This window comes from Acinetobacter pittii, from assembly GCF_034064985.1.
GTDB lineage: Bacteria > Pseudomonadota > Gammaproteobacteria > Pseudomonadales > Moraxellaceae > Acinetobacter > Acinetobacter pittii_H.
Genome location: NZ_CP139249.1, coordinates 1,924,491 through 1,945,193 on the forward strand (window position 1 = coordinate 1,924,491; position 20,703 = coordinate 1,945,193).

Below are 20,703 nucleotides of genomic sequence, written 5' to 3' on the forward strand. Positions count from 1 at the left end.
ACATGAAAGTACGTTCAGACATCATGAAATTAGCAAAAAGCATGCATACTTGGGTGGGTGTATGTGCTGGGATTTTGCTTTTTATCTGTTTCTTTGCTGGTGGGCTCAGCATGTTTCAGCACCATATTAGTAAATGGGCTACGCCAACACAGCAAGTTTTACCGAAAGTCTCACCCGACCAATATAATGAGCTTATTCAAAAAGTACAGACTGCCTATCCTGCTGCACAAAAGAACTTCACACTAAATTTATCGTCCAATGAATTTCACTATGCACCTATTACGTGGAGTGAACATGAACGTGGCGATGGTTTTAATGCTGCTCAGTCTACGTGGATGGCAAGCTTAGACGATAAAGGTCAGTTAATCGTTGCCCAAGAAAACTTATCTAAAGCAGGCTGGCTAATTGAACAGTTGCATGAAACAGCAGGCATACCGGGCATGACAGGCCATCACGGATTAGGTCTCTATGTGATGGGCGTGGTTTCAATTTTATATTTTCTTGCTCTGCTCTCAGGAGTGATCATACTTTTACCAACCTTGGTAAAGGATTATTTTGTTATTCGGCCTGGCAAAAATAAAAAGCGCTTTTGGCTAGATGCGCATAACGTGATTGGAATTACGAGCTTACCGTTCCACATCATTATTAGTATTAGCGTTATTGTCTTTGCTTTTCATGACCTTTTTTATGATGCGATTGGACAACTTGCACTCAAAGGACAGCCTGTTTTTCAGCGTTCTCCCCCAGCGCTGATTCAACCTAAACAAACGCACATTGATGTGCAGCAAATATTAGCTCAAGCTAAAAAAGTAGCACCTGAATATTCAGTTGACTATATCCAGTTCAGTGGCCTAGACAAACCTGAAAAAGCCAATGCACGAATTGCTCTCTATAGCTCAGATCAGATGTTGCGCGGTGCAAATCATGACTTTATGCGTATGAATCCATATGCAGTTGAGCACTTTAATCATAAAGGTATTAACACACAGACTGATGCTGGGAATAAGTTAATCAACGCCATGTTTAGCCTGCATTTTGGCAGTTTTGGTGGTACTGGCGTACGTTGGATTTATTTTGTTTTAGGTGTTGGTGGTGCCTTCTTATTTTATACGGGCAACATTCTTTGGGTTGAAACTCGTGCACGTAAGCAAAAGCGTGCTGAAGACCCTGTTCCTGTTCAACGTAAAGATGTGGTGTTCCTCGCGAACTTAACTATAGGCGCGTGCCTAGGGTGTGTTTTAGCTGTCGTAGGTACAATGTTGGCCAGTCGTTGGCTTTTCGCAGCGCTTAACATTGAAAGCATGAATCACCTTTTTATGTATGGTTATTATGCGATTTTCCTACTGACTTTGATTTATACCTTTGTGATTGGCTACGCGAAAGCTTTACCACAACTGCTATTAACTTTGGTTTTGGTATTATTTTCGATTCCGCTTACATCCCTTTTAGCCTACTTCATTCCTCAAAGTGGCTTATGGATACATGGCGGAGAAATCTTAGTAGTTGATTTCTTAGCTGTCATTTTTGCATTCGCTTTTTGGCGTTTTTATCAACAAGCCCAAGATCGCCGAAAATCTGCTCCAACTGGTAGTTTATGGGCTAGCTAACAACCATAAATCAACATGGCTGAAATAATGTGTGAAATATGAAAAATTATAAAATCCACATTGTTTCGGTCAGTTGTTTAATTTCTTGAATATCATGACTCACATAAATCATCGGAATTTTTATTTCCTCTTTTACTTTCTGAAAAAAAGGAATAATTTCAGCTTTATGGTTTGCATCCAGTGCTGATAACGGCTCATCAAGTAATAACAGCTTAGGTGAATATAACAATGCTCGACCTAGTGCCACGCGCTGTTTTTCCCCTCCTGAGAGTTTAATGGGCATACGTTGTAATAATTGCCCTAACTTTAATAACTCAATAATGTAATCTGCTTCAAAGTGACGTTCTTGTTGGGAAAGATGCTTAAGACCAAATAATAAGTTTTGCTTTACCGTTTTATGCGGAAAAAGCTGAGCATCTTGAAAAACCAATCCAACATGCCGCTTTTGGGTACTCAAGTTAATGTTTTGATCTGAATCAAACCATGTTTGGTCCTGTATCTTAATGAGTCCACTATGCGGTGTGTTCAACCCTGCAATGGCATGTAAAATCGATGTTTTACCTGAACCCGATGCACCAAATAGCCCAATAACAGAAGCATCCGACTGGAAATTAGGTTCAATATGAAATTGACCCATTTGTAGCTGAAAACGGCAATCAATCAACATAATTTTACCGCCCTAAACGCTTCTTTTGATAACGATGAAACCACTGGGCAAACCATAATGCCAGAAAAGCTACACTTAACGATAAAACAATAAGCCTTTGAATAGCGGCCTCGGTGTCGGGTTGTTGCATTAGGCTATACATGGCCAAAGGTAAAGTCCGTGTTTCATTAGAAATATTACCCACAAAGGTAATGGTTGCCCCAAACTCACCTAAACTGCGGCAAAAACATAAAATAGCACCAATTAAAATACCACTGCTAGCTAGAGGCAAAGTGACATGAAAAAAAGCCCCTAAAGATGAGGCACCTAATGTCTTTGCTGCCATTTCTAAACGCTGCTCGACCAGTTCAATCGCTAGACGAATCGATTGCACCAATAGCGGAAAACCCATCACTGCCGAAGCAAGAACAGCGCCTTTCCAGTTAAATGCAAAATCAATTCCAAGCGGTGCCAAATGTTGTCCAATAAAGCCGCGGCTCCCAAAAACTTGTAAAAGCAAATAACCAGGAACAACTGGCGGTAAAACCAAAGGTAAAAACACCAATGTTTCAATGAATGACTTGCCCCAGAACTCTTTACGTGCCAAAAACCATCCCACACAAATTGCAGGAATAATACTGACCACAAGACAACTTGCTGCAACCTTACAAGAAAGATACAGAACGCTGAGCTCTTCTGGGGTTAAAGAAAACATCATGGTTTAACTGGAACCAACACGCTAAAGCCATACTTTTTAAAGACAGCTTTGGCTGGGTTGCTTTGTAAAAACTGATAGAACTTTACTGAGTTTGAGTTCTTTTTAATCAACCCTACAGGATAAGTAATTGGCAAATGCGTATTTTCCGGAAATACGCCAGCTACCTTCACATCTTTGCTAATCGCTGCATCAGTTGCATAGACAATCCCAACCTGACATTCACCGCGTGCAACGAAATTTAATGCCGCCCGAACATCTTCTGTTTCAACTAACTTTGGCTCAATACGACTCCACCAACCTAAATTAGTAAAAGCTTGTTTAGCATATTTGCCTATAGGCACACTTTTGGTATCTCCTGTACAAATCTTGCCTTTAAATACTTTGTTTGGATCATTGGTTTTATCTAATTTTATGTTTAATGACTGCCCTTTTGGGATAATTAGCACCAAACGGTTGCCTAATAAATTTATACGGTCACTTGCTGCAACTAATTTTTTATTTTGCAGATAATCCATCCACTGGGTATCAGCAGAGATAAATACATCGGCTGGTGCCCCAGCTTCAATTTGTTTCGCTAATGTCGATGAGCCGGCATATGAAGTTTTAACTTCTACTTTATTTTGTTTTTCATAAATTTTTTCTAAATCGTTAATCGCATTCGTTAAGCTCGCTGCTGCATAAACGGTAACCGATTCAGCTTTGGTTGGAACATTAAAGACCAATCCTATGCTGAGGACTGAACAGACTAAAGCCAACTTTCTTATCTTCGTATCACTTACCATTATGTTTACCTTTTTGTCGTTTTTTGCAGCGATATATATCCAAGAATATAGCGCTACATAAAGATTATGAAAAGTATAATTCGTCAAATATAGATGATCGGAATGAAGGTAAATAGCGCAATTTGTATTTCAAACTTCATTTTTGGTGCACTCGGTAGTGAGGCTAACCGTTAAAGAGCACTATATAAAACTTATTTTCTTTTAAACTTTAGTGAATAATTTAATTGGTTTTATGATTATCCCTATGCCAAAAAACACATAGAGATAACCATAAAGATCAGTCGTTTATGCCAGCTACTTTTTTAGATACGCAATAAAAAACGCCTATCCAAAACCATCTTTTACGATAGTGCAGAATAGACGCCATTGTCTGTGTAACTGAAAATTGCAGCAGTGCTTTTTCAGCGTGCAATTTATATGAAGCAAAAGCTATACCACATTAAAAAACTCAGTCGCTATGAGAGTTTTTATTTAGCGTTTTAAATAGCTACTCATGATTTGATAATCATGTTCTAAGGCTTGTCGAGCATTGATTTCCATTTGGCGATAATGTTGTAAGACTTTCTGGCCCAAAGCTGTAACGGCCGCCCCACCACCATGTGTTCCGCCTGTTTGAGTTTCAACTAAAGCTGTTTCAAAGCACTGATTCATTGTATCGACCAATTGCCATGCACGGCGGTAGCTCATATTCATATATTTTGCAGCTTGTGAGATCGATCCAGTTCTTTCAATTGCTTCGAGTAAGTCTGCCTTACCTGGACCAAATGCAATGTTTTGCTCTAAAAGAATTCTAATTTGTAATTTTAAGTTTTGTTCTTTCATAGACTTAGTTCACAAAATCTCATTTTATGCTACTTAACATTATAAGGAACTTTAATAGGTTGAAATACATACAAATTTAAGTCTCTACTCTTTCTTAAAAAAGTTTGATTAAAAAATCAAAACTGCACAAAGTGGATAAAGTTCTGGAAAAAACGGATAGAGGCAAAGGCTTAATCGCGGTTCAATCAGTTAAAAGCTGATTGATTGGAGGATTGAGCAATGACCTCATCTAATTTAAAACAATGGAATGATTTTATAGATGGATGTATCGACTTCCGTCCTAATGATGGCGTGTTTCGTATTGCACGTAATATGTTTACTGAGCCTGAACTATTTGACTTGGAAATGGAACTTATTTTTGAAAAGGTTTGGATTTATGCATGCCACGAAAGTGAAATTCCAAACAATCATGATTTCCTAACCGTTCAAATTGGTCGTCAACCGATTATCGTGAGCCGTGATGGAAAAGGTGAATTACATGCCATGGTCAATGCTTGTGAACACCGCGGAGCGACTTTAACACGTGTTGCTAAAGGCAACCAATCTACATTTACTTGTCCATTCCATGCTTGGTGCTATAAGTCAGATGGTCGTTTGGTGAAAGTCAAAGCACCTGGTGAATATTGTGAAGATTTTGATAAATCAAGCCGTGGTTTAAAACAAGGCCGTATTGCCAGCTATCGTGGATTTGTATTTGTAAGCCTTGATACTCAAGCAACAGATTCACTAGAAGACTTTTTGGGCGATGTAAAATTGTTTCTTGATTTAATGATCAACCAATCGCCAACAGGTGAACTCGAAGTACTTCAAGGCAAGTCATCTTATACTTTTGCAGGTAACTGGAAGCTACAAAATGAAAATGGCTTAGATGGTTACCATGTCAGCACTGTTCACTATAACTATGTCTCTACAGTCCAACACCGTCAACAAGTGAATGCATCAAAAGGTGAAGAACTCGATACGCTTGACTACAGCAAGTTAGGTGCCGGTGACTCAGAAACTGACGATGGATGGTTTAGTTTTAAGAATGGCCATAGTGTTTTATTTAGTGACATGCCAAATCCAACAGTTCGTCCGGGCTACAGTACAGTTATGCCATATATGGTTGAAAAATATGGCGAAAAATATGCAGAATGGGCAATGCACCGTTTAAGAAACTTGAACTTATACCCTAGCCTATTCTTCATGGATCAAATTAGTTCACAGCTTCGTATTGTTCGTCCTGTGGCATGGAATAAAACTGAAGTCATCAGCCAATGTATTGGCGTTAAAGGTGAATCTGCAGAAGCACGCCGTAACCGTATTCGCCAGTTTGAAGATTTCTTTAACGTATCAGGACTTGGTACACCAGACGATTTAGTCGAATTCCGTGAACAGCAAAAAGGTTTTCAAGCGCGTCTTGAACGTTGGAGCGATATTTCTCGTGGCTGTCAGTCCTGGGAATACGGTGCAACTAAAAACTCACAAGACTTAGGCATTCAACCCGTCATTACTGGCCGTGAATTTACCCATGAAGGACTCTATGTAAACCAGCATGGACACTGGCAACGTCTAATGCTTGATGGCTTAAACAAGAAAGCATTGAAAATGCAAGATATTACTTTTGAAAACAATGCCGTAATGGATGAGGTGTAACCATGTCACAAGAACTACATTTTGCTGTATCTCAGTTTTTGTACAAAAAAGCAGAACTTTGCGATGCTTATGACTGGGATGCCTATCTAGAGCTTTACGATGAAGATAGTAAATATCATATCCCACAGTGGATTGATGACCATAACTATGTTCAAGATCCAAATCAGGGCTTGTCTTATATTTATTATGCGGACCGTACTGGACTCGAAGACCGTGTATTCCGTATTCGTACCGGAAAAGCTGCGTCTGCAACTCCGTTACCACGTACGTTGCACAGCATAAACAACATTCGAGTTAAAACATTGGATGATGGATTAATTGAAGCAAAAGTTGCATGGCAAACGCTGTATAACCGTCAAGGTTTAGAAGGCTGTTTTTACGGACACGCTACTTATCTTTTACGCCAAACAGCAGATGGTTTCCGCATTAGTCGTCAGCACAGCATTTTGCTGAATGACAAAATTGATTCCGTTTTAGACTTCTATCACGTTTAAGGGGAATGAAAATGGGACATTCAGTTGCACTTAACTTTGCCGATGGCAAAACCTTTTTCATTTCGGTAAATAACGACGAATTGTTGCTTGATGCAGCAGTTCGTCAAGGAATTAACCTACCGCTAGACTGCCGTGAAGGTGTTTGTGGTACCTGTCAGGGTCAGTGTGAAACTGGTATTTATGAACAAGAATATGTTGATGAAGATGCATTAAGTGAACGTGATTTGGCTGAGCGCAAAATGTTAGCTTGCCAGACGCGTGTGAAATCAGATGCAGCTTTTTATTTCGATCATGATTCTGCGATCTGTAACGCTGGTGATACTTTAAAAATTGAAACCAAAGTGACTGCGGTTGAGCTGGTTTCTGAAACAACAGCAATTTTGCATCTTGATGCGAGCAGTCATGCTGCACAACTTCAGTTTTTGCCAGGTCAATATGCTCGTTTGCAAATTCCAGATACTGAAGACTGGCGTTCTTATTCTTTTGCAAATAGACCAAACGCAACCAATCAATTACAGTTTTTAATTCGTCTCTTGCCAGACGGCGTCATGAGTAATTACTTGCGTGATCGTTGTCAGGTAGGACAAAGCTTAATTATTGAAGCACCGCTTGGCAGTTTCTATTTACGTGAAGTAGAGCGACCACTGGTTTTTGTAGCAGGTGGAACAGGTTTATCTGCATTTTTAGGTATGCTTGATAACTTGGTTGATCAGCCTAACTCACCTGCCGTTCAGTTGTATTACGGCGTAAATAATGAAACCGATTTATGTGAACAACAACGTTTACATGCCTATGCTGAACAGCTACCCAACTTTAGTTATCACCCGATTGTGACTAAGGCAACGGAAGCTTGGCAAGGTAAAGCAGGCTATATTCACGAGCACTTAAATAAAGATCAACTGGCCGAGCAGGCTTTTGATATGTATTTATGTGGCCCACCACCAATGATTGAAGCCGTTAAAAATTGGTTGGATGAGCAAGCTTTGCAAAACTATCGTATTTATAGCGAGAAGTTTTTACAAAGCAATACCTCACGTTAAAAGTATAAATAGCTTAAAAACTACTAAACCTGAAATGATTCAATATACTCTGCAAGGGGTATATTGAATTTTTGCATTTAAATTAAAAGTTTTTATATATCAATAATATAAAATAATTAATTCCGACAAAATAAATTGACCAGCTCACTCGGATTTGCTATAAATTTTGATAGATCTTAAGGAATAAGATCATGATGAGATTAAGTTATAGCACCTTTTATATCCTCCTATTCTATTTCTCGAATGTATTAAATTGATGGACAAAATCCAACGTAAAAATTTGAGAAAATCATATTAATTAGCGGTTAAATTGGTCTGTATTTTGCTTATATCTCATTGTAATTTGCGAGTAACTTATTTTTTTTAAGTGCCGTATTTACGTGTTGCAAAGCTAAGGCTTCATACATTTTGCACAGTAAATACAGGAGTGAGCCAAAAGGGATAAATATGAACCAAGCCAACTCCCCAGAACTCAGTGGGCGCCATTTTCAAAATGAGTCTATCTTTACCAATCATAATCTGGTGTTTGATCACCACGATTTAAGCGAAACCTGCCGAAATGTAGGTCAAATTTTTAAACCGCATGATCTTAAAATCTCTCAACAGAAGCGAGATTTCAGTGCAACCATGCACCATGTTAAAACAGGTGCATTGTCTATTAGTCGTTTGGAATATGGTGCGGACGTCATTATTGAACCAGATCACCTTGATAACTTTTACTTAATTCAAATTCCAACTCAAGGCTATGCAGAAATCGAGTTTGGTTCACAAAAGTTTATTTCTTATTCTCAAGTTGCTTCTCTTATTTCTCCACAGCAATCTTTACGTATGCGCTGGCACGCGAACTCACCACAGCTCATTCTAAAAGTTTCAAAGGATGATTTTACTTACCATTGCCGTCAACACATTGCTGATTCAGAAAATAATTTACTCGTTTTTGACCCAAAATTAGACTTTTCTACACAAAGTGGAGGCTACTTCTTACAGCTCGTTAGAACACTGATGGATGCTTTAGCCTGTGATCAACACCCGCTTCATCATCCTTTAGCCTTTAAACAGTTTGAGTCGAATCTATTCAATGCACTCATTTATGGTCAGCCCAACAATGCATTACATAAGCTTGATCAGCATAAAGAAAAAACAGTCTCTCCTTATTTCGTAAAGCGTACAGAAGCCTATATTAAAGAACATTTACATGAGCCGCTTAATGTCGAAATTTTGGCTGAACATGCTGGCGTGAGTGTGAGAACGTTATTTACTGGTTTTAAAAACTATTTGGGGACAACCCCAATGTCTTATTTAAAAGAATTACGTTTTGAACAAGCCCATTTAGAGCTGATGCACAATGAAAATCTATCGGTCACTGACGTTGCATTTAAATGGGGATTTAGCCATTTAGGCCGTTTTTCTCAAGAGTATAAACGCCGTTATGGTGAATTACCTTCTTCTACCCGCCGTTCTGGTCACATTGAAGGTTCAGGCTTAATTACTTCAATTTTTTCATAAACTAAAAATAGATAAAAGCCTTTTATATTTTAGATATAAAAGGCTTTTTTATAAATTGTTTATAGATTAGAAATGGTGAACATAACGAACTTGTAGTCGTGTTCCCTCTGGGCGGTTTTCAGCATCTTGCTCAAAATAAGCATTTGCAACCAAGTGATCATTTTTAGAAAAACTATACATCGCACCCGGACCAATCGCCCAGACTTGTTCACGTCGACCTTTGGCTTTTTCACCATCAACTTCAGTATCTGTCACTTGTTTTAGCCAGTAGCCATTTAGTCCTAAACGGAACTGTTCGGTAATGGCATAGTCTGTTGCAAAGTTTGCATGAATTGCTTGCCCAGCTTGTATATCATTTGCTCCAGCAAACGCATAGCTTGGGTCATTATTTTTAAAGTTATAGAGATAATGGATGCGTGTTGAAGCAGTCCATTTGGGATTAAACCAATATGTGGCAGCCCAATAAGGATCAAATGAAACAGCATTATTACTTGGGTTAATATCTTTTTGTTGGTCGTATTCGCCAGTAGGTAAATTCACTTGAAACTCAAAACGATGTACAAACCTCGGTCCTTGTGCGCCCATGACTGGATCGAACTGAATAAAAGGTCCGATCATGATGTCCCCAAAGCCACTTTGGGCCTTAATAGCAGTATTATTTAAGCCATCATCCATGTCCATTTTGCTGACAAAAGGAATTAAAAAATTCATACCTAGGCTGGCTTTATCTTTTACTCGGACATTCGATAAATAACTAATCTGTTCAACCAATACTTGATAATTTAAATCTGTTTTAGGTAAACCTAAATTTTGTCCATTGGCATCGACCAGTTTATTGCTATCGTAATTTTGAAAATAGGTTTGAGCATACCAGCCGGGCCCTGCGGGTAATCCACCGTCGAGAAAGCTGGTCATACCTAAGTTTACGGTCGGTAAATCGTAGGCATGAGAAACTAATGGCAAACCCAACAATGTCCCTGCTAAAAAGCCATGTTTAATTAAAGTGCTTTTCATCTTCTTATTTCCTATAAAAAATCACGACCGGATTGATCGTGATTATGGTGAATTAACCTGCTAATTCTGGATGCTCAGCGGCAATCCGATACTTTCCTGCGTGGAATACCAATGGTTCACCTTGGCGCTGTTGGTATTGTTCAATTTGACCAATAAAAATCAGGTGATCTCCGCCTTCATATTGATTTACATTGCGGCAAACCAAGGTTGCGAGTGCATCGGATAAAATTGGAACGCCTGCATTGCATTGTTGATGGGCAATGCCTGCAAATTTGTCTTCGGCACCTCGAGCAAAATGCCCAGAAAGTTGATGATGCTCTTGCGCTAACATGTGAATGGCAAAATATTCAGCTTCTACAAAATCAGGCAAACTTGGCGCCGTTTTTGAAAGGCTCCACAAAATTAATGGCGGGTCTAACGACAGAGATGAAAAGGAATTGGCTGTCATTCCTATTTTTCGACCATCTTTACCACGAGTGGTAATCACGGTAACGCCAGTTGCAAACTGACCAAGCAAATTACGAATTTCTCTTGGGTTTTCGGCATTAATCGTTTGTAAAGCTAAAGTTTCAATTGTGTCCATTTTCATATCTCCCTTTGATATTTTGGCCTTAAGCGACTTTTGCTGCGGTTTTTGAGGCCAAGAATGCCTGAGCTTGATCTGCATCAAACCACCACGGAGCAAAGGCGCGCGGGTCATCAAAGTTATTGGCCATAATTGAAGCAATGCTTTGGTTTTGGCTTGCGGCTGCTAATAGTTCAACAACATGTGGCTGCGGTGGTACTAACAGGCTATTGGTCCAAGCCACGACTTTTTCTGCATAAGCCCAATAGCGTTCAAAAGTTTGAACCATCCATTGTTCGCTAAAGCTTTGATTATCATTGGCTAAAATGGCATCAAAATAGATCTTGCTACACTTAGCCGCATTGTTTGAGCCTTGACCGGTAATTGGATCATTGACCACTAAGGCATCTGCCATGCCAAAAATCTTTTTGCCAGACGGTAAGGTTAAAACGGGCTTGCGTACCGTCGGCGGGAAACGCCCTGCCAAATAACCGCCAGCATCGGTTAATTCAACATTTGCGCAGCGTTCATATTCCCAAGGCACAAATTTCTTAAGTAGGTTCAAGCTGCACTGCAAATGCTGTTCAGGTGTCTTCACATCTTGCCAGCAATCCATTGGCCCATTTGGAATACCTTCAAATACCATAATGTCGCAGGGTCCATTGATGGTCAGTGCCGGAAATGAAAAGTATTCCCCGACTTCAGGAATAATGTTAAAAGTCACACGTGAATAAGGTGAAATTGGCTTCATATTTTTGACGTAGGTCAAAGCCAAAGCGCGCTGCGGTTTATCAAAAACACTTCGTACATCATCACGTTCAAACTGTTTAACAACTTCACCTTTACCAGCGGCGAGCAATACAAGCTCGTAGTCGTTTGCGAGTTGTTCTAACTCTTCTATTCCTACATCTTGAATCACCAATCGACCGCCACGGCGTTCAAATTCTTTCATCCAATATGGCATTTTGACGCGTTGATCGACCGATTGAGCGTAGCGCTCAAGACGAGCGCTCCATTCAAATGCTTTACTACCATTTTCAGGGTTAACTAAAGCTAGCCCAATGCCTTCTACCGCTGGACATTGTTCTTCCCAAAAATTTAAATCTAAGTCACGTTCAGCTTGTAAAGCGGTATGAAACATACACTGGCTTGACATAACTTTACCTTGACGGATTTCATCGGCAGTACGGTTGGTAATCATGGTCACGTCATAGCCTGTATCTAATAAACCCAAACCAAGCTGTAAACCAGACTGTCCTGCTCCAACAATTGCAATACGGCGCATAATATTCTCCATAATTTTCTAAATGTGCTTTTAAAACGCTGTGCTATTCGGCTAAACGTGGAATAGCGGGCTGTGATCCTTCAGGGCCCATCACTGAATATCCGCCATCGACCGCATAATCTGCTCCGGTGACAAAACTCGCAGCGGGTGACAATAAAAACAAAACAACATTGGCGACTTCTTCGGGATGACCCAATCGACCTAGTAAGTGATAATCGGCTGCCACGCTATCGGCCTTTTCGCGGTTATTACCGCTGACTTCTGCAATGACTCGAGACCATGTCCAACCCGGAGAAACTGAATTGACGCGAATACCATCGGTAGCAAAATCCATTGCCATGCTTTGTGTGAGTTGACGTATCGCGGCTTTAGACACTGGATATAACCAGCGCCCTGTTTGTGCCACTTTGGCCGAGATTGAAGTAAAATTAACGATTGAACCTTGCTGCTTTTTTAGGTCATTGTATAAAGCACGGCTCAGCTCAACGGTAGAGACCAAATTAAGATCTAGTGCTTGTAACCAATCCTGACGTGAAGATTTAAAACCGTCATCTAAGTAGGTACATGCCAGATTGACCAAGTAACTCACTTCACCTAAATGTTGGTGAATATCCGCCACAGCTTGTTGAATAGCCGCATCGCTGGTTAAATCGGTTTGAATAAACATCACGTCATGGTTAAAGCTTTCGGCAATCGCCTTACCTTTGGCATCAATATCTAAGATAGCGACATGAGCACCTGCACTCACCAAGGCTTGTACAACAGCTTTACCAATGAGTGTTGCACCGCCGCTCACCACAGCGACTTTTCCTCTTAAATTTATATTCATTGCAAATACTCCTTAACTGACTGGCTTACCTTCACTACTTGACCAAGATGGCATCAACGTATTGGAAGGAAGATCTTCATCAAGAAGTTTTCGCGCTGTCTCGACACCTGCAACTGGTAAGCCCGTTGGATCTAATAAACCAATTTGAACGAGTACCGACGCTTGGTCCCAGTAAATATGCTCATGGCACAACTTTGACCCTCTAAACTGGATCACACCTAACATTGGAATTTCGACATATTTACCAGTCGGTTTTACACCCGGTAATAACCAGTCAATTTCAGCATCGTGGGTAAAGCTCATAATGAACTCGTCTACCACTTGCGTTGAGCCAACCGTACGAGAGATCGAAGTGATCTTCATATGTTTTGGGTTTTGATGAACAAAGTGATACTGATAAAAACGAGCAAGCTGGCTTTGGCCTACCCCACCAGTTAACGTTGGAATATGGTTGACATAAGGTTCTGCGACCATTGTTGCCATAGTTGCGGGGACGTCACGTGTATCGAACTCATGACGAATATGTTCTTCCCATAGTGTAACTAAGTCATATTTCGGGCCAATCGTTTCATGTAGAGCTGTTACTGTACGTTCGTGAGCAAAGCGTGCTGAAGGTTTGTGGTAATGGTTGCTTTTTGGTCGTGCAAAGGCATGATCAACACCTTCGTAAACATAAGCTTGTACATTTGAATATTGGTTAACTGCATCGACAATCGCTTGTCTCGCATCTGGCGGTGTAAATTGGTCCAGTTCTGCAATATGTAAAACCAAACGTCCTTTTACGTTGGCTAACTCATCTAACGCTTTTTCAATGCCTACACCGTAATAACCTACGGCACATGCCACTTCCGAAAGTCGACAGCCTGCCAAATAAGCTAGCTTTCCACCTAAACAATAGCCAACCACGCCGAGACCTGTAGAGGTATCACATTCTGGTCGTGTCTTTAAAAAAGCTAAGCTGTCTTGAATATCTTCAACACCGAGGTTTTCGTCATATTGCTGATAAAGTTCAAAAGCTTTTTGAAAATCATCTGGTGTATAACCGAGTTCAATATTAGGTGCTACACGCCAAAATAGATCAGGAACTAAAACGGTATAGCCTTCTTCTGCAAGAAAATCTGCCTTTTCCCGCATTGCTGCATTCACCCCAAAGATTTCCTGACAAAGCACCACACCCGGTCCTTTTCCTGTTTCTGGTGTCGCTAGATATGCACTGAACTGCTTTCCAGATGCAGTTTTAATTTGAATGGTTTGACCAGCCATAGTGTCAACTCCTGACATTGTTATGGCTTTATCTTCTATCCGAATTTTTTTTTAGACTGTCCAAAAGCTGCAAGCACTATCCAATCTCTGCGCAATTATCAAAAACAATCAAACTGGATAAAAAATTAAAAACAAAGAAATATCTATATTTCAAAAGTTTAAATTAAAAAATTAAATTAATGCTTTTTATCTAATTTGGAAAAAATGGATGAAGATTAGGACTTATTGGATAGTGACGATTGGCTAAAAATAGTTCAATCAAAGATACAGGTTTTGTAACGAATACATTGAATTACTCAGGGAATTAAATAATTTTAAGAAGGAATACATATGAAAACGATAGATGCAAACACGATTATCAACCGCGAAAAACTGTCTCCCTTACAGTGGATGGTTTTTATCCTAGGCTTTTTTGTCTTTTTCTGTGATGGTCTAGACACAGGAATTATTGGTTTTGTTGCTCCGGCATTACTAGATGACTGGGGAATTACCAAGCCTCAACTTGCACCAGTTTTAAGTGCAGCCTTAGTTGGCATGTCAATTGGTGCAATCATTTCGGGACCCTTAGCCGATAAATTTGGCCGTAAAGGTGTTATTGTTTTTACAAGCCTTTTGTTTTCCATATTTACCATTTTGTGTGGCTTTGCCAATTCAACTCAAGACTTAATGATTTATCGCTTTATTACAGGTGTAGGTCTAGGCGCGGCCATGCCAAACATCAGTACCATTGTCTCAGAATATATGCCTGTAAAACGTAAAGCATTTCTTACAGGTCTTGCTGGCTGTGGATTTATGCTGGGTATTTCTTGCGGCGGTGTATTGTCAGCTTATCTATTAGAAAGTTATGGCTGGGCTAAGGTGATTATTATTGGCGGAAGCATTCCCCTAATTCTAGTGGTTGCTTTATTGCTTAAATTACCTGAATCAACTCAATACTTAATTACACGTCATCAACAAGACAAAGCTCAGCGTATTTTAGAAAATATTCAAGGCCATTCTTTTCAAGAGCCGGTAAAACTTGTTTTAACTCAAGCAGAAACTGCATCAGATGAAAATCCGGTTAAAATCGTTTTAGGTAAATACCTGTGGGGTTCAAGCATGCTTTGGCTCTGCTGCTTTACTAGTCTTTTGGTGTTCTATCTTTTAACAAGCTGGATGCCAACAATTTTAAAAACAGCTGGTTTCAGTACCCAACAGTTTAGTTTAATTGCCGCGATTTTCCCTTTTGGTGGTGTAATTGGTGCAACCATTATGGGATGGTACATGGATAAACTGAACCCAACTACAGTGATTAAATATTCATATCTAATTGCCTTCGCCCTATTTATTGTTGCAGGTCTAGTAAGCTCAAATATTTTCTTGTTAGGTCTTACTATCTTCTTAATTGGTGCTTTACTCGCAGGTGCTCAGTCTTCATTACTGCCACTTGCAGCTATGTTCTATCCAGCAGTGTGCCGTGCAGTTGGTGTTTCATGGATGCATGGTATTGGTCGTATTGGTGCAATTTTAGGTGCTTTCTTTGGCTCGCTCATTTTCACTTTCAACCTAAGCTTAAGCGGTATTTTCTTTATTCTCGCGCTACCAACATTCATCTCATTTATTGCACTTAGCCTGAAAGTGATTTATGAGAAATCTAAAAACAAACAAGTGTTAAAGCTCGAAGAAAGTCTATAAATATTAATCAATAAATAAAAAACTGATTTAGGCAACTAAATCAGTTTTTTATTGGGAAAATTAAATATCAGAAAATTTTGCCTTTGGTCTCACTTGGATTTTCGCCGAACTCTTCACGATATTCTTGAGAAAAACGACTTAAATGGTTAAAGCCCCAGTCATAGGCAAGCTTTGAAATAGAAACCTTTCTATCTGCACCTGTGGTGCTCAGGATTTTGTAAATTTGTTGGAGGCGATATTTTTTTAAATACGACATTGGGCTGGTGCCGTAGTATTGTTGAAATTCATCATACAATTTTGATTTTGAAACCCCAGCCAGACGCTGCAAGTCTTCTGCACAGATTTCTTCATGAGCATGTTCAATAATAAAATTACGAACCTTACGGATATAAGCTGGCTCATCTTGATGTGAAAGTGACTTTAAGGCTTCAGAGTAGTTGTTTTCTTGAGATAATAGTAAGGCTTTAATTACAAAATTTTCATAGTCCTCAGATAACATTTGTAAACCATAAAAATTGCTATATTGCGATTTTAGCTGTAAAAAATTCTGAATATTCTTCCACCACGCTCCAATCAGTTGCTCAGAGTCTAAGTGCATTTCAGGGTTAAAAATGATAGGCGTTTCTATAGGTTTATTGAGTAGATCTGCAAGGACAATCTGCATACTTCGCTCAGGAATAACCACCTGAAATTTTCTACAGTCTTTATCGATAATCAAATCTTGCTGATCGTTATTTGAAACAATGAGGCCTCTGTTTTCATCAGATTGATAATGAGCACCACGAATGTTGAGAGCTTGTCGACCTTGTATAGGCAAACTAATGCTATAAGCTTTTAAATTTGAGATGTTGATGGCAACGTTTGCACCATAACTGATTGTTCCGATCGCCATTTTTTTATTAGGCAAACGCATTCCGTCATAGTGAAAATCGAGAGTGTCTTTGTAAATTGTATCTAGACGGTGTTCACCACAAATCGTGGACATCAAATTCTGCGCAAATTCTGCTTTGCGTGAATAATGATTGAGTTCCATCTGTTGGCTGAGTGATATCATATCCTTTTCACCTAGCTAAAACTTATTGCTAAAAAAGCAACTTGTATGCCAATTAATATCCTTTAATTGACGAGTTTTCCTGAAAATATCGAATCAAGAAAGAGAGTAAAGATTACTTTCTCATACTCTATTAGATTTTAAAAATGGAAATAAGTTAAATACCTTAAAAGTATAATTTCATACCTTAACAAACTTATTTTATTAGATTTTTATCAAAAATATCTTAGAGATAAATCATAATCTTGAACAGCAGACTATCGTAAATTTTTAATGAATAAAAAAACCGCCTATTTTAAATAAGCGGCTTTTATAAAATACTTAAATTATTGAGCGGTGTAACCACCATCCATAACAACAGCTTGGCCTGTTACCCCACCTGCTTTGCTACTCGCAAGGAAAATTGCATAATCAGCAATTTCTTCAACAGATAACAAACGTTTTTGAGGAACCATTGCCAAGATAACATCTTCAAGTGCGCTGTCTAAACTTACATTACGCGTTTTAGCCAAATCTGCGATTTGCCCACGAACCAGTGGTGTATCTACGTACCCCGGACATAAAGCATTTACCGTAATGCCATCACGCGCACATTCTAATGCCGCAACTTTTGTTAGGCCAATTACGCCATGTTTAGTACTGTTATAACCTGCCTTTCCGGCGAAACCAATTAGGCCATTAATTGAAGCCATATTAATAATACGGCCATATTTCTGAGCTTTCATGATTGGAAAAACATGTTTAATACCAATAAACGCTCCAGTTAACATGACCTGAACTAACTTTTGAAAAACAGCCGTTGGAAACTCTTCAATAGATGAAACGTGTTGGAAACCAGCATTATTAATTAAGATATCAACCGTACCAAAGGTCTTTTGAGTGAGCTCAATTGCTTGTTTATAAGCATCTTCATCGGTCACATCACATGGTGCAGATAATGCATCAAAACCTTGTTCTTTAAGTGAGTTCGCCGTTTCTTGACACTTTTCAGCATTCATATCAGAAATAACAACTTTGGCACCTTCTTGAGCAAATTTCTTAGCAATCTCTAGACCGATACCACTTGCAGAACCTGTAATAAAAGCGACCTTACCGTCTAAAAGTTTTGTCATTTATTTACTCCTTAATACTTATAACGCGCTGATTTAAACAATACCCGTTACGGTAAAGACCGTAATCACCACAAATACCGCTAACGTTTTAATTACCGTGACTGCAAAAATATCTTTATAAGATTGTTTATGGGTTAAACCTGTAACAGCGAGTAAAGTAATAACAGCACCATTATGCGGAAGCGTATCCATACCACCCGATGCCATCGCAACCACACGGTGCATAACTTCTGGTGGAATACCGGCGGCTAAAATCGCGGCGTTATAATGTTCAGCCATTGCACTTAAAGCGATACTCATACCACCAGAAGCTGAACCGGTAATACCCGCTAAAACGGTTGTGGTCACAGCCCCATTCACTAAAGGATTTGTAAAGGTACTGCTCATTGCATGGCTAATCAGAGCAAAGCCTGGTAATGACGCAATAATTGCCCCGAAACCATACTCAGAAGCTGTATTCATCACCGCTAAAAGTGAGCCACCAATACTGGCATTAATGCCCTCTTTGAAATTCGTCACTACACGCTGATAATCAAATAAAATTGCAGAAATAATCCCGACAATAAGTGCAAGGCCTACTGCCCAGATCGCACCAGTTTTCGCAACATCTACGGTGTAATCCGCTAGACCGACAGTGGCAAAATCAAAACCATTTGGATACCACTCTTTGATTGCTTTAGACAAATATTTGTTCATTACAGCAACAAGAATAAGAGGTACAAAAGCAAAGAACTGACGCGCCGTACTTCCATTATTTTGCAAGTTCATATCGGCTTCAATTTCTTGAGACGAGGTATTGTCTACTCCAAAGCCAGAGTAGCCTTCACCTGCTTTTGCAGCAGCGCGGCGACGCCATTCCAAGTAAGCCAAACCCATACATAAAACAAAAATGGCACCAATAATTCCTAAAAATGGTGCGGCATAAATATTGGTGCCAAAGAATGTGGTTGGAATTACGTTTTGGATTTGTGGCGTACCCGGCAATGCATCCATGGTAAAGGTAAATGCACCAAGGGCAATGGTTCCCGGAATTAAGCGTTTTGGAATATTCGCTTGTCTAAATAGCTGGTTTGCAAATGGATAAATGGCAAATACAGCAACAAAAAGACTCACACCGCTATAGGTTAAAATTGCACCTAAAAGTACAACAGTTAAAATTGCTTTTTTTGCCCCAATCCATCTCACAATGGTTCGAGCAATAGACTCAGCAATTCCTGACATTTCAACAACTTTACCGAAAATTGCCCCCAGCAAAAATACAAGAAAGTAATCTTTAATAAAGTTCACCATTTTGGGCATAAATACACCCGAATAAAATGGTAAGACATTGGCAGGGTTAATGAGAAGAACAGCGAGTAAGGCACAAATTGGTGCCATGAGAATGACTGAAAATCCCTTGTAAGCTGTATACATTAACAGCCCAAGCGAAAGTAGAATTACAAATAATTCCCACATATATTCTTTCTCCCTAAAGAATAGATATTAGGTTCAATAAAATTACCAAAAGATATTTAGGTTATCCCAAACCTATAATGATAAAAATCACAATATCCATGTGTGGTAATAGGTAAATGAGCTTAAAAATAAAATATCACTAAAATATTTAAAAACAATGTAATTTATTAAAATTTTTAAATAACAATAAATTACAAGCACTTATTTGGCTCTCTTGGTAAAATTTAATTATTAAAAAATATTATTGTTTTATAAAACTTATTAATTATTGAGTAAATTAAATTAATATTTCTATATTATTTAATAAAGCCAATTGAATAATATATTTTATAAATTAATTTAATAAATATTTTGTTAGTTGAGATCAATAATCTATTAGCGAGTAAGAAAACCCACTTGATGTGTGGGTTCAGACAATCAAAATCTAAACTAAATAGCCTCTATAACAATATATTTTCCTTCATAGAAAAGGCCTTCGGTGCTTGTTTCTTTTAATTTGCAATAAATGGCCACTGAATGTATTAGTTTTTGATTCTCCTCGCTAGGAATATGAGTAAACCCAGATAGAAAATTTGAATTATTATTTTCTAATTTCCAAGAAGTACCTTTGTTGTCATGCCACTTACTATTTGGATATTTAGAATCTAACCATTCAATGCATTGCTTCATTGTTGAAAAATTTTTTGTTTCCTCTTTTTCAATTTTCGATGCGGCACTTACCGAGGCTCCAAACGTTAAGAATAAAGCTCCAATTAATGTTGTTCTCATGAAATTACCCTTTATTATTAATAAGTAAAATTTAAAGGTTCAAGATATAAAAAAACCACCCTTAGATGGATTAGTTTTTAGGAAGAGTTTTGTTAATTTTAGCACTTGTGTTTTGATCAAATTTTAATAATTTGAAACTTTCACAGTTAGCAAAAATACAAAAAAGAAGAGCAACTATCAAAATTCCGGCTATCTTATTCATTCAATTTTACCTTAGAGATTTTAATTATTTTTTAATCAGGTAATGGTATACGAAAATATTATCAAAAGCTTAATTATTAAAAATCTACCACAATTCATTACAAAAGTTATTTGTAATTCTTAACTCCCTTTTCTATATCTCTTAATAATAATACAGCTTATGAATTAAAATACTAAGATACAAAAAAGCACCCAAAGGTGCTTTTTAATTTAAATAAGTATCAGATACTTAATAA

General features: G+C 38.6%; 19 protein-coding genes. 6 read left to right on the plus strand and 13 right to left on the minus strand.

The window, feature by feature from the left end:
• The first annotated feature begins 2 nt into the window (after positions 1-2).
• Positions 3-1,607 carry a PepSY-associated TM helix domain-containing protein gene (locus tag SOI76_RS09135; RefSeq protein WP_104079642.1) on the plus strand — a complete coding sequence of 535 codons (1,605 nt, stop codon included), beginning with the start codon at positions 3-5 and terminating at the stop codon, positions 1,605-1,607.
• Positions 1,608-1,653: 46 nt separating this feature from the next.
• Here SOI76_RS09135 and modC read toward each other — a convergent pair whose 3' ends face one another.
• From modC to modE, 4 genes are all read right to left on the minus strand, one after another.
• A complete protein-coding gene (modC, locus tag SOI76_RS09140) occupies positions 1,654-2,274 on the minus strand; it encodes an ATP-binding cassette domain-containing protein (RefSeq protein WP_104079641.1) in 621 nt (206 codons plus the stop codon).
• Positions 2,275-2,278: 4 nt separating this feature from the next.
• On the minus strand, positions 2,279-2,971 hold the full coding sequence (gene modB, locus SOI76_RS09145) for a molybdate ABC transporter permease subunit (RefSeq protein ID WP_104079640.1): 693 nt from the start codon (positions 2,969-2,971) through the stop codon (positions 2,279-2,281).
• Positions 2,968-3,753, minus strand: a complete 786-nt coding sequence (gene modA, locus SOI76_RS09150) for a molybdate ABC transporter substrate-binding protein (protein ID WP_104079639.1) — start codon at positions 3,751-3,753, stop codon at positions 2,968-2,970. The genes modB and modA overlap by 4 nt, the downstream gene beginning before the upstream one ends.
• Before the next feature lie 471 nt (positions 3,754-4,224).
• Positions 4,225-4,575: a winged helix-turn-helix domain-containing protein gene (gene modE, locus SOI76_RS09155; RefSeq protein ID WP_104079638.1), complete on the minus strand. Its 351-nt coding sequence runs from the start codon at positions 4,573-4,575 to the stop codon at positions 4,225-4,227.
• A 219-nt stretch (positions 4,576-4,794) separates the two neighbouring features.
• Between modE and antA the strand changes: the two genes are divergently transcribed.
• The 4 genes from antA to eutR all read left to right on the plus strand — a co-directional run bounded on the left by antA (position 4,795) and on the right by eutR (position 9,250).
• On the plus strand, positions 4,795-6,210 hold the full coding sequence (gene antA / locus SOI76_RS09160; protein ID WP_104079637.1) for an anthranilate 1,2-dioxygenase large subunit: 1,416 nt from the start codon (positions 4,795-4,797) through the stop codon (positions 6,208-6,210).
• A 2-nt stretch (positions 6,211-6,212) separates the two neighbouring features.
• Positions 6,213-6,704 carry an anthranilate 1,2-dioxygenase small subunit gene (gene antB / locus SOI76_RS09165; protein WP_104079636.1) on the plus strand — a complete coding sequence of 164 codons (492 nt, stop codon included), beginning with the start codon at positions 6,213-6,215 and terminating at the stop codon, positions 6,702-6,704.
• A 5-nt stretch (positions 6,705-6,709) separates the two neighbouring features.
• The gene (gene antC, locus SOI76_RS09170) at positions 6,710-7,744 is read left to right on the plus strand and encodes an anthranilate 1,2-dioxygenase electron transfer component AntC (protein ID WP_104079635.1); all 1,035 of its coding nucleotides are present in this window, start codon (positions 6,710-6,712) and stop codon (positions 7,742-7,744) included.
• A 447-nt stretch (positions 7,745-8,191) separates the two neighbouring features.
• Positions 8,192-9,250 (plus strand): AraC family transcriptional regulator, encoded by a 1,059-nt coding sequence (eutR, locus tag SOI76_RS09175; protein WP_104079634.1) that lies wholly within the window; start codon positions 8,192-8,194, stop codon positions 9,248-9,250.
• A gap of 66 nt (positions 9,251-9,316) precedes the next feature.
• On the opposite strand, the gene SOI76_RS09180 is transcribed toward eutR, so the two are convergent.
• Genes SOI76_RS09180 through tcbE form a run of 5 tightly spaced genes read right to left on the minus strand, consistent with a single transcriptional unit; the run spans position 9,317 to position 14,206 of the window.
• Complete coding sequence (locus SOI76_RS09180; protein WP_104079633.1) at positions 9,317-10,264, minus strand: transporter; 948 nt, start codon at positions 10,262-10,264, stop codon at positions 9,317-9,319.
• A 52-nt stretch (positions 10,265-10,316) separates the two neighbouring features.
• Complete coding sequence (locus tag SOI76_RS09185; protein ID WP_104079632.1) at positions 10,317-10,847, minus strand: flavin reductase family protein; 531 nt, start codon at positions 10,845-10,847, stop codon at positions 10,317-10,319.
• A gap of 28 nt (positions 10,848-10,875) precedes the next feature.
• The gene (locus SOI76_RS09190; RefSeq protein ID WP_205668414.1) at positions 10,876-12,114 is read right to left on the minus strand and encodes a styrene monooxygenase/indole monooxygenase family protein; all 1,239 of its coding nucleotides are present in this window, start codon (positions 12,112-12,114) and stop codon (positions 10,876-10,878) included.
• Between the two features lie 43 nt (positions 12,115-12,157).
• Positions 12,158-12,943, minus strand: a complete 786-nt coding sequence (bacC, locus tag SOI76_RS09195; RefSeq protein WP_104079630.1) for an SDR family oxidoreductase — start codon at positions 12,941-12,943, stop codon at positions 12,158-12,160.
• Between the two features lie 12 nt (positions 12,944-12,955).
• Positions 12,956-14,206: a dienelactone hydrolase family protein gene (gene tcbE, locus SOI76_RS09200; RefSeq protein WP_104079629.1), complete on the minus strand. Its 1,251-nt coding sequence runs from the start codon at positions 14,204-14,206 to the stop codon at positions 12,956-12,958.
• A gap of 330 nt (positions 14,207-14,536) precedes the next feature.
• Between tcbE and SOI76_RS09205 the strand changes: the two genes are divergently transcribed.
• Positions 14,537-15,880 carry an MFS transporter gene (locus tag SOI76_RS09205; protein WP_104079628.1) on the plus strand — a complete coding sequence of 448 codons (1,344 nt, stop codon included), beginning with the start codon at positions 14,537-14,539 and terminating at the stop codon, positions 15,878-15,880.
• 67 nt (positions 15,881-15,947) lie between these two features.
• Here the strand turns inward: SOI76_RS09205 and SOI76_RS09210 are convergent, their stop codons facing one another.
• From SOI76_RS09210 to SOI76_RS09225, 4 genes are all read right to left on the minus strand, one after another.
• Complete coding sequence (locus SOI76_RS09210; protein WP_005076090.1) at positions 15,948-16,934, minus strand: AraC family transcriptional regulator; 987 nt, start codon at positions 16,932-16,934, stop codon at positions 15,948-15,950.
• A 323-nt stretch (positions 16,935-17,257) separates the two neighbouring features.
• Positions 17,258-18,043, minus strand: a complete 786-nt coding sequence (gene bdhA, locus SOI76_RS09215) for a 3-hydroxybutyrate dehydrogenase (protein ID WP_104079627.1) — start codon at positions 18,041-18,043, stop codon at positions 17,258-17,260.
• A 33-nt stretch (positions 18,044-18,076) separates the two neighbouring features.
• Complete coding sequence (locus tag SOI76_RS09220; protein WP_205668413.1) at positions 18,077-19,498, minus strand: GntP family permease; 1,422 nt, start codon at positions 19,496-19,498, stop codon at positions 18,077-18,079.
• Positions 19,499-19,927: 429 nt separating this feature from the next.
• Positions 19,928-20,266, minus strand: coding sequence for a hypothetical protein (locus SOI76_RS09225; RefSeq protein ID WP_001260887.1), 339 nt, complete (start codon positions 20,264-20,266; stop codon positions 19,928-19,930).
• Between the last annotated feature and the right edge of the window lie 437 nt (positions 20,267-20,703).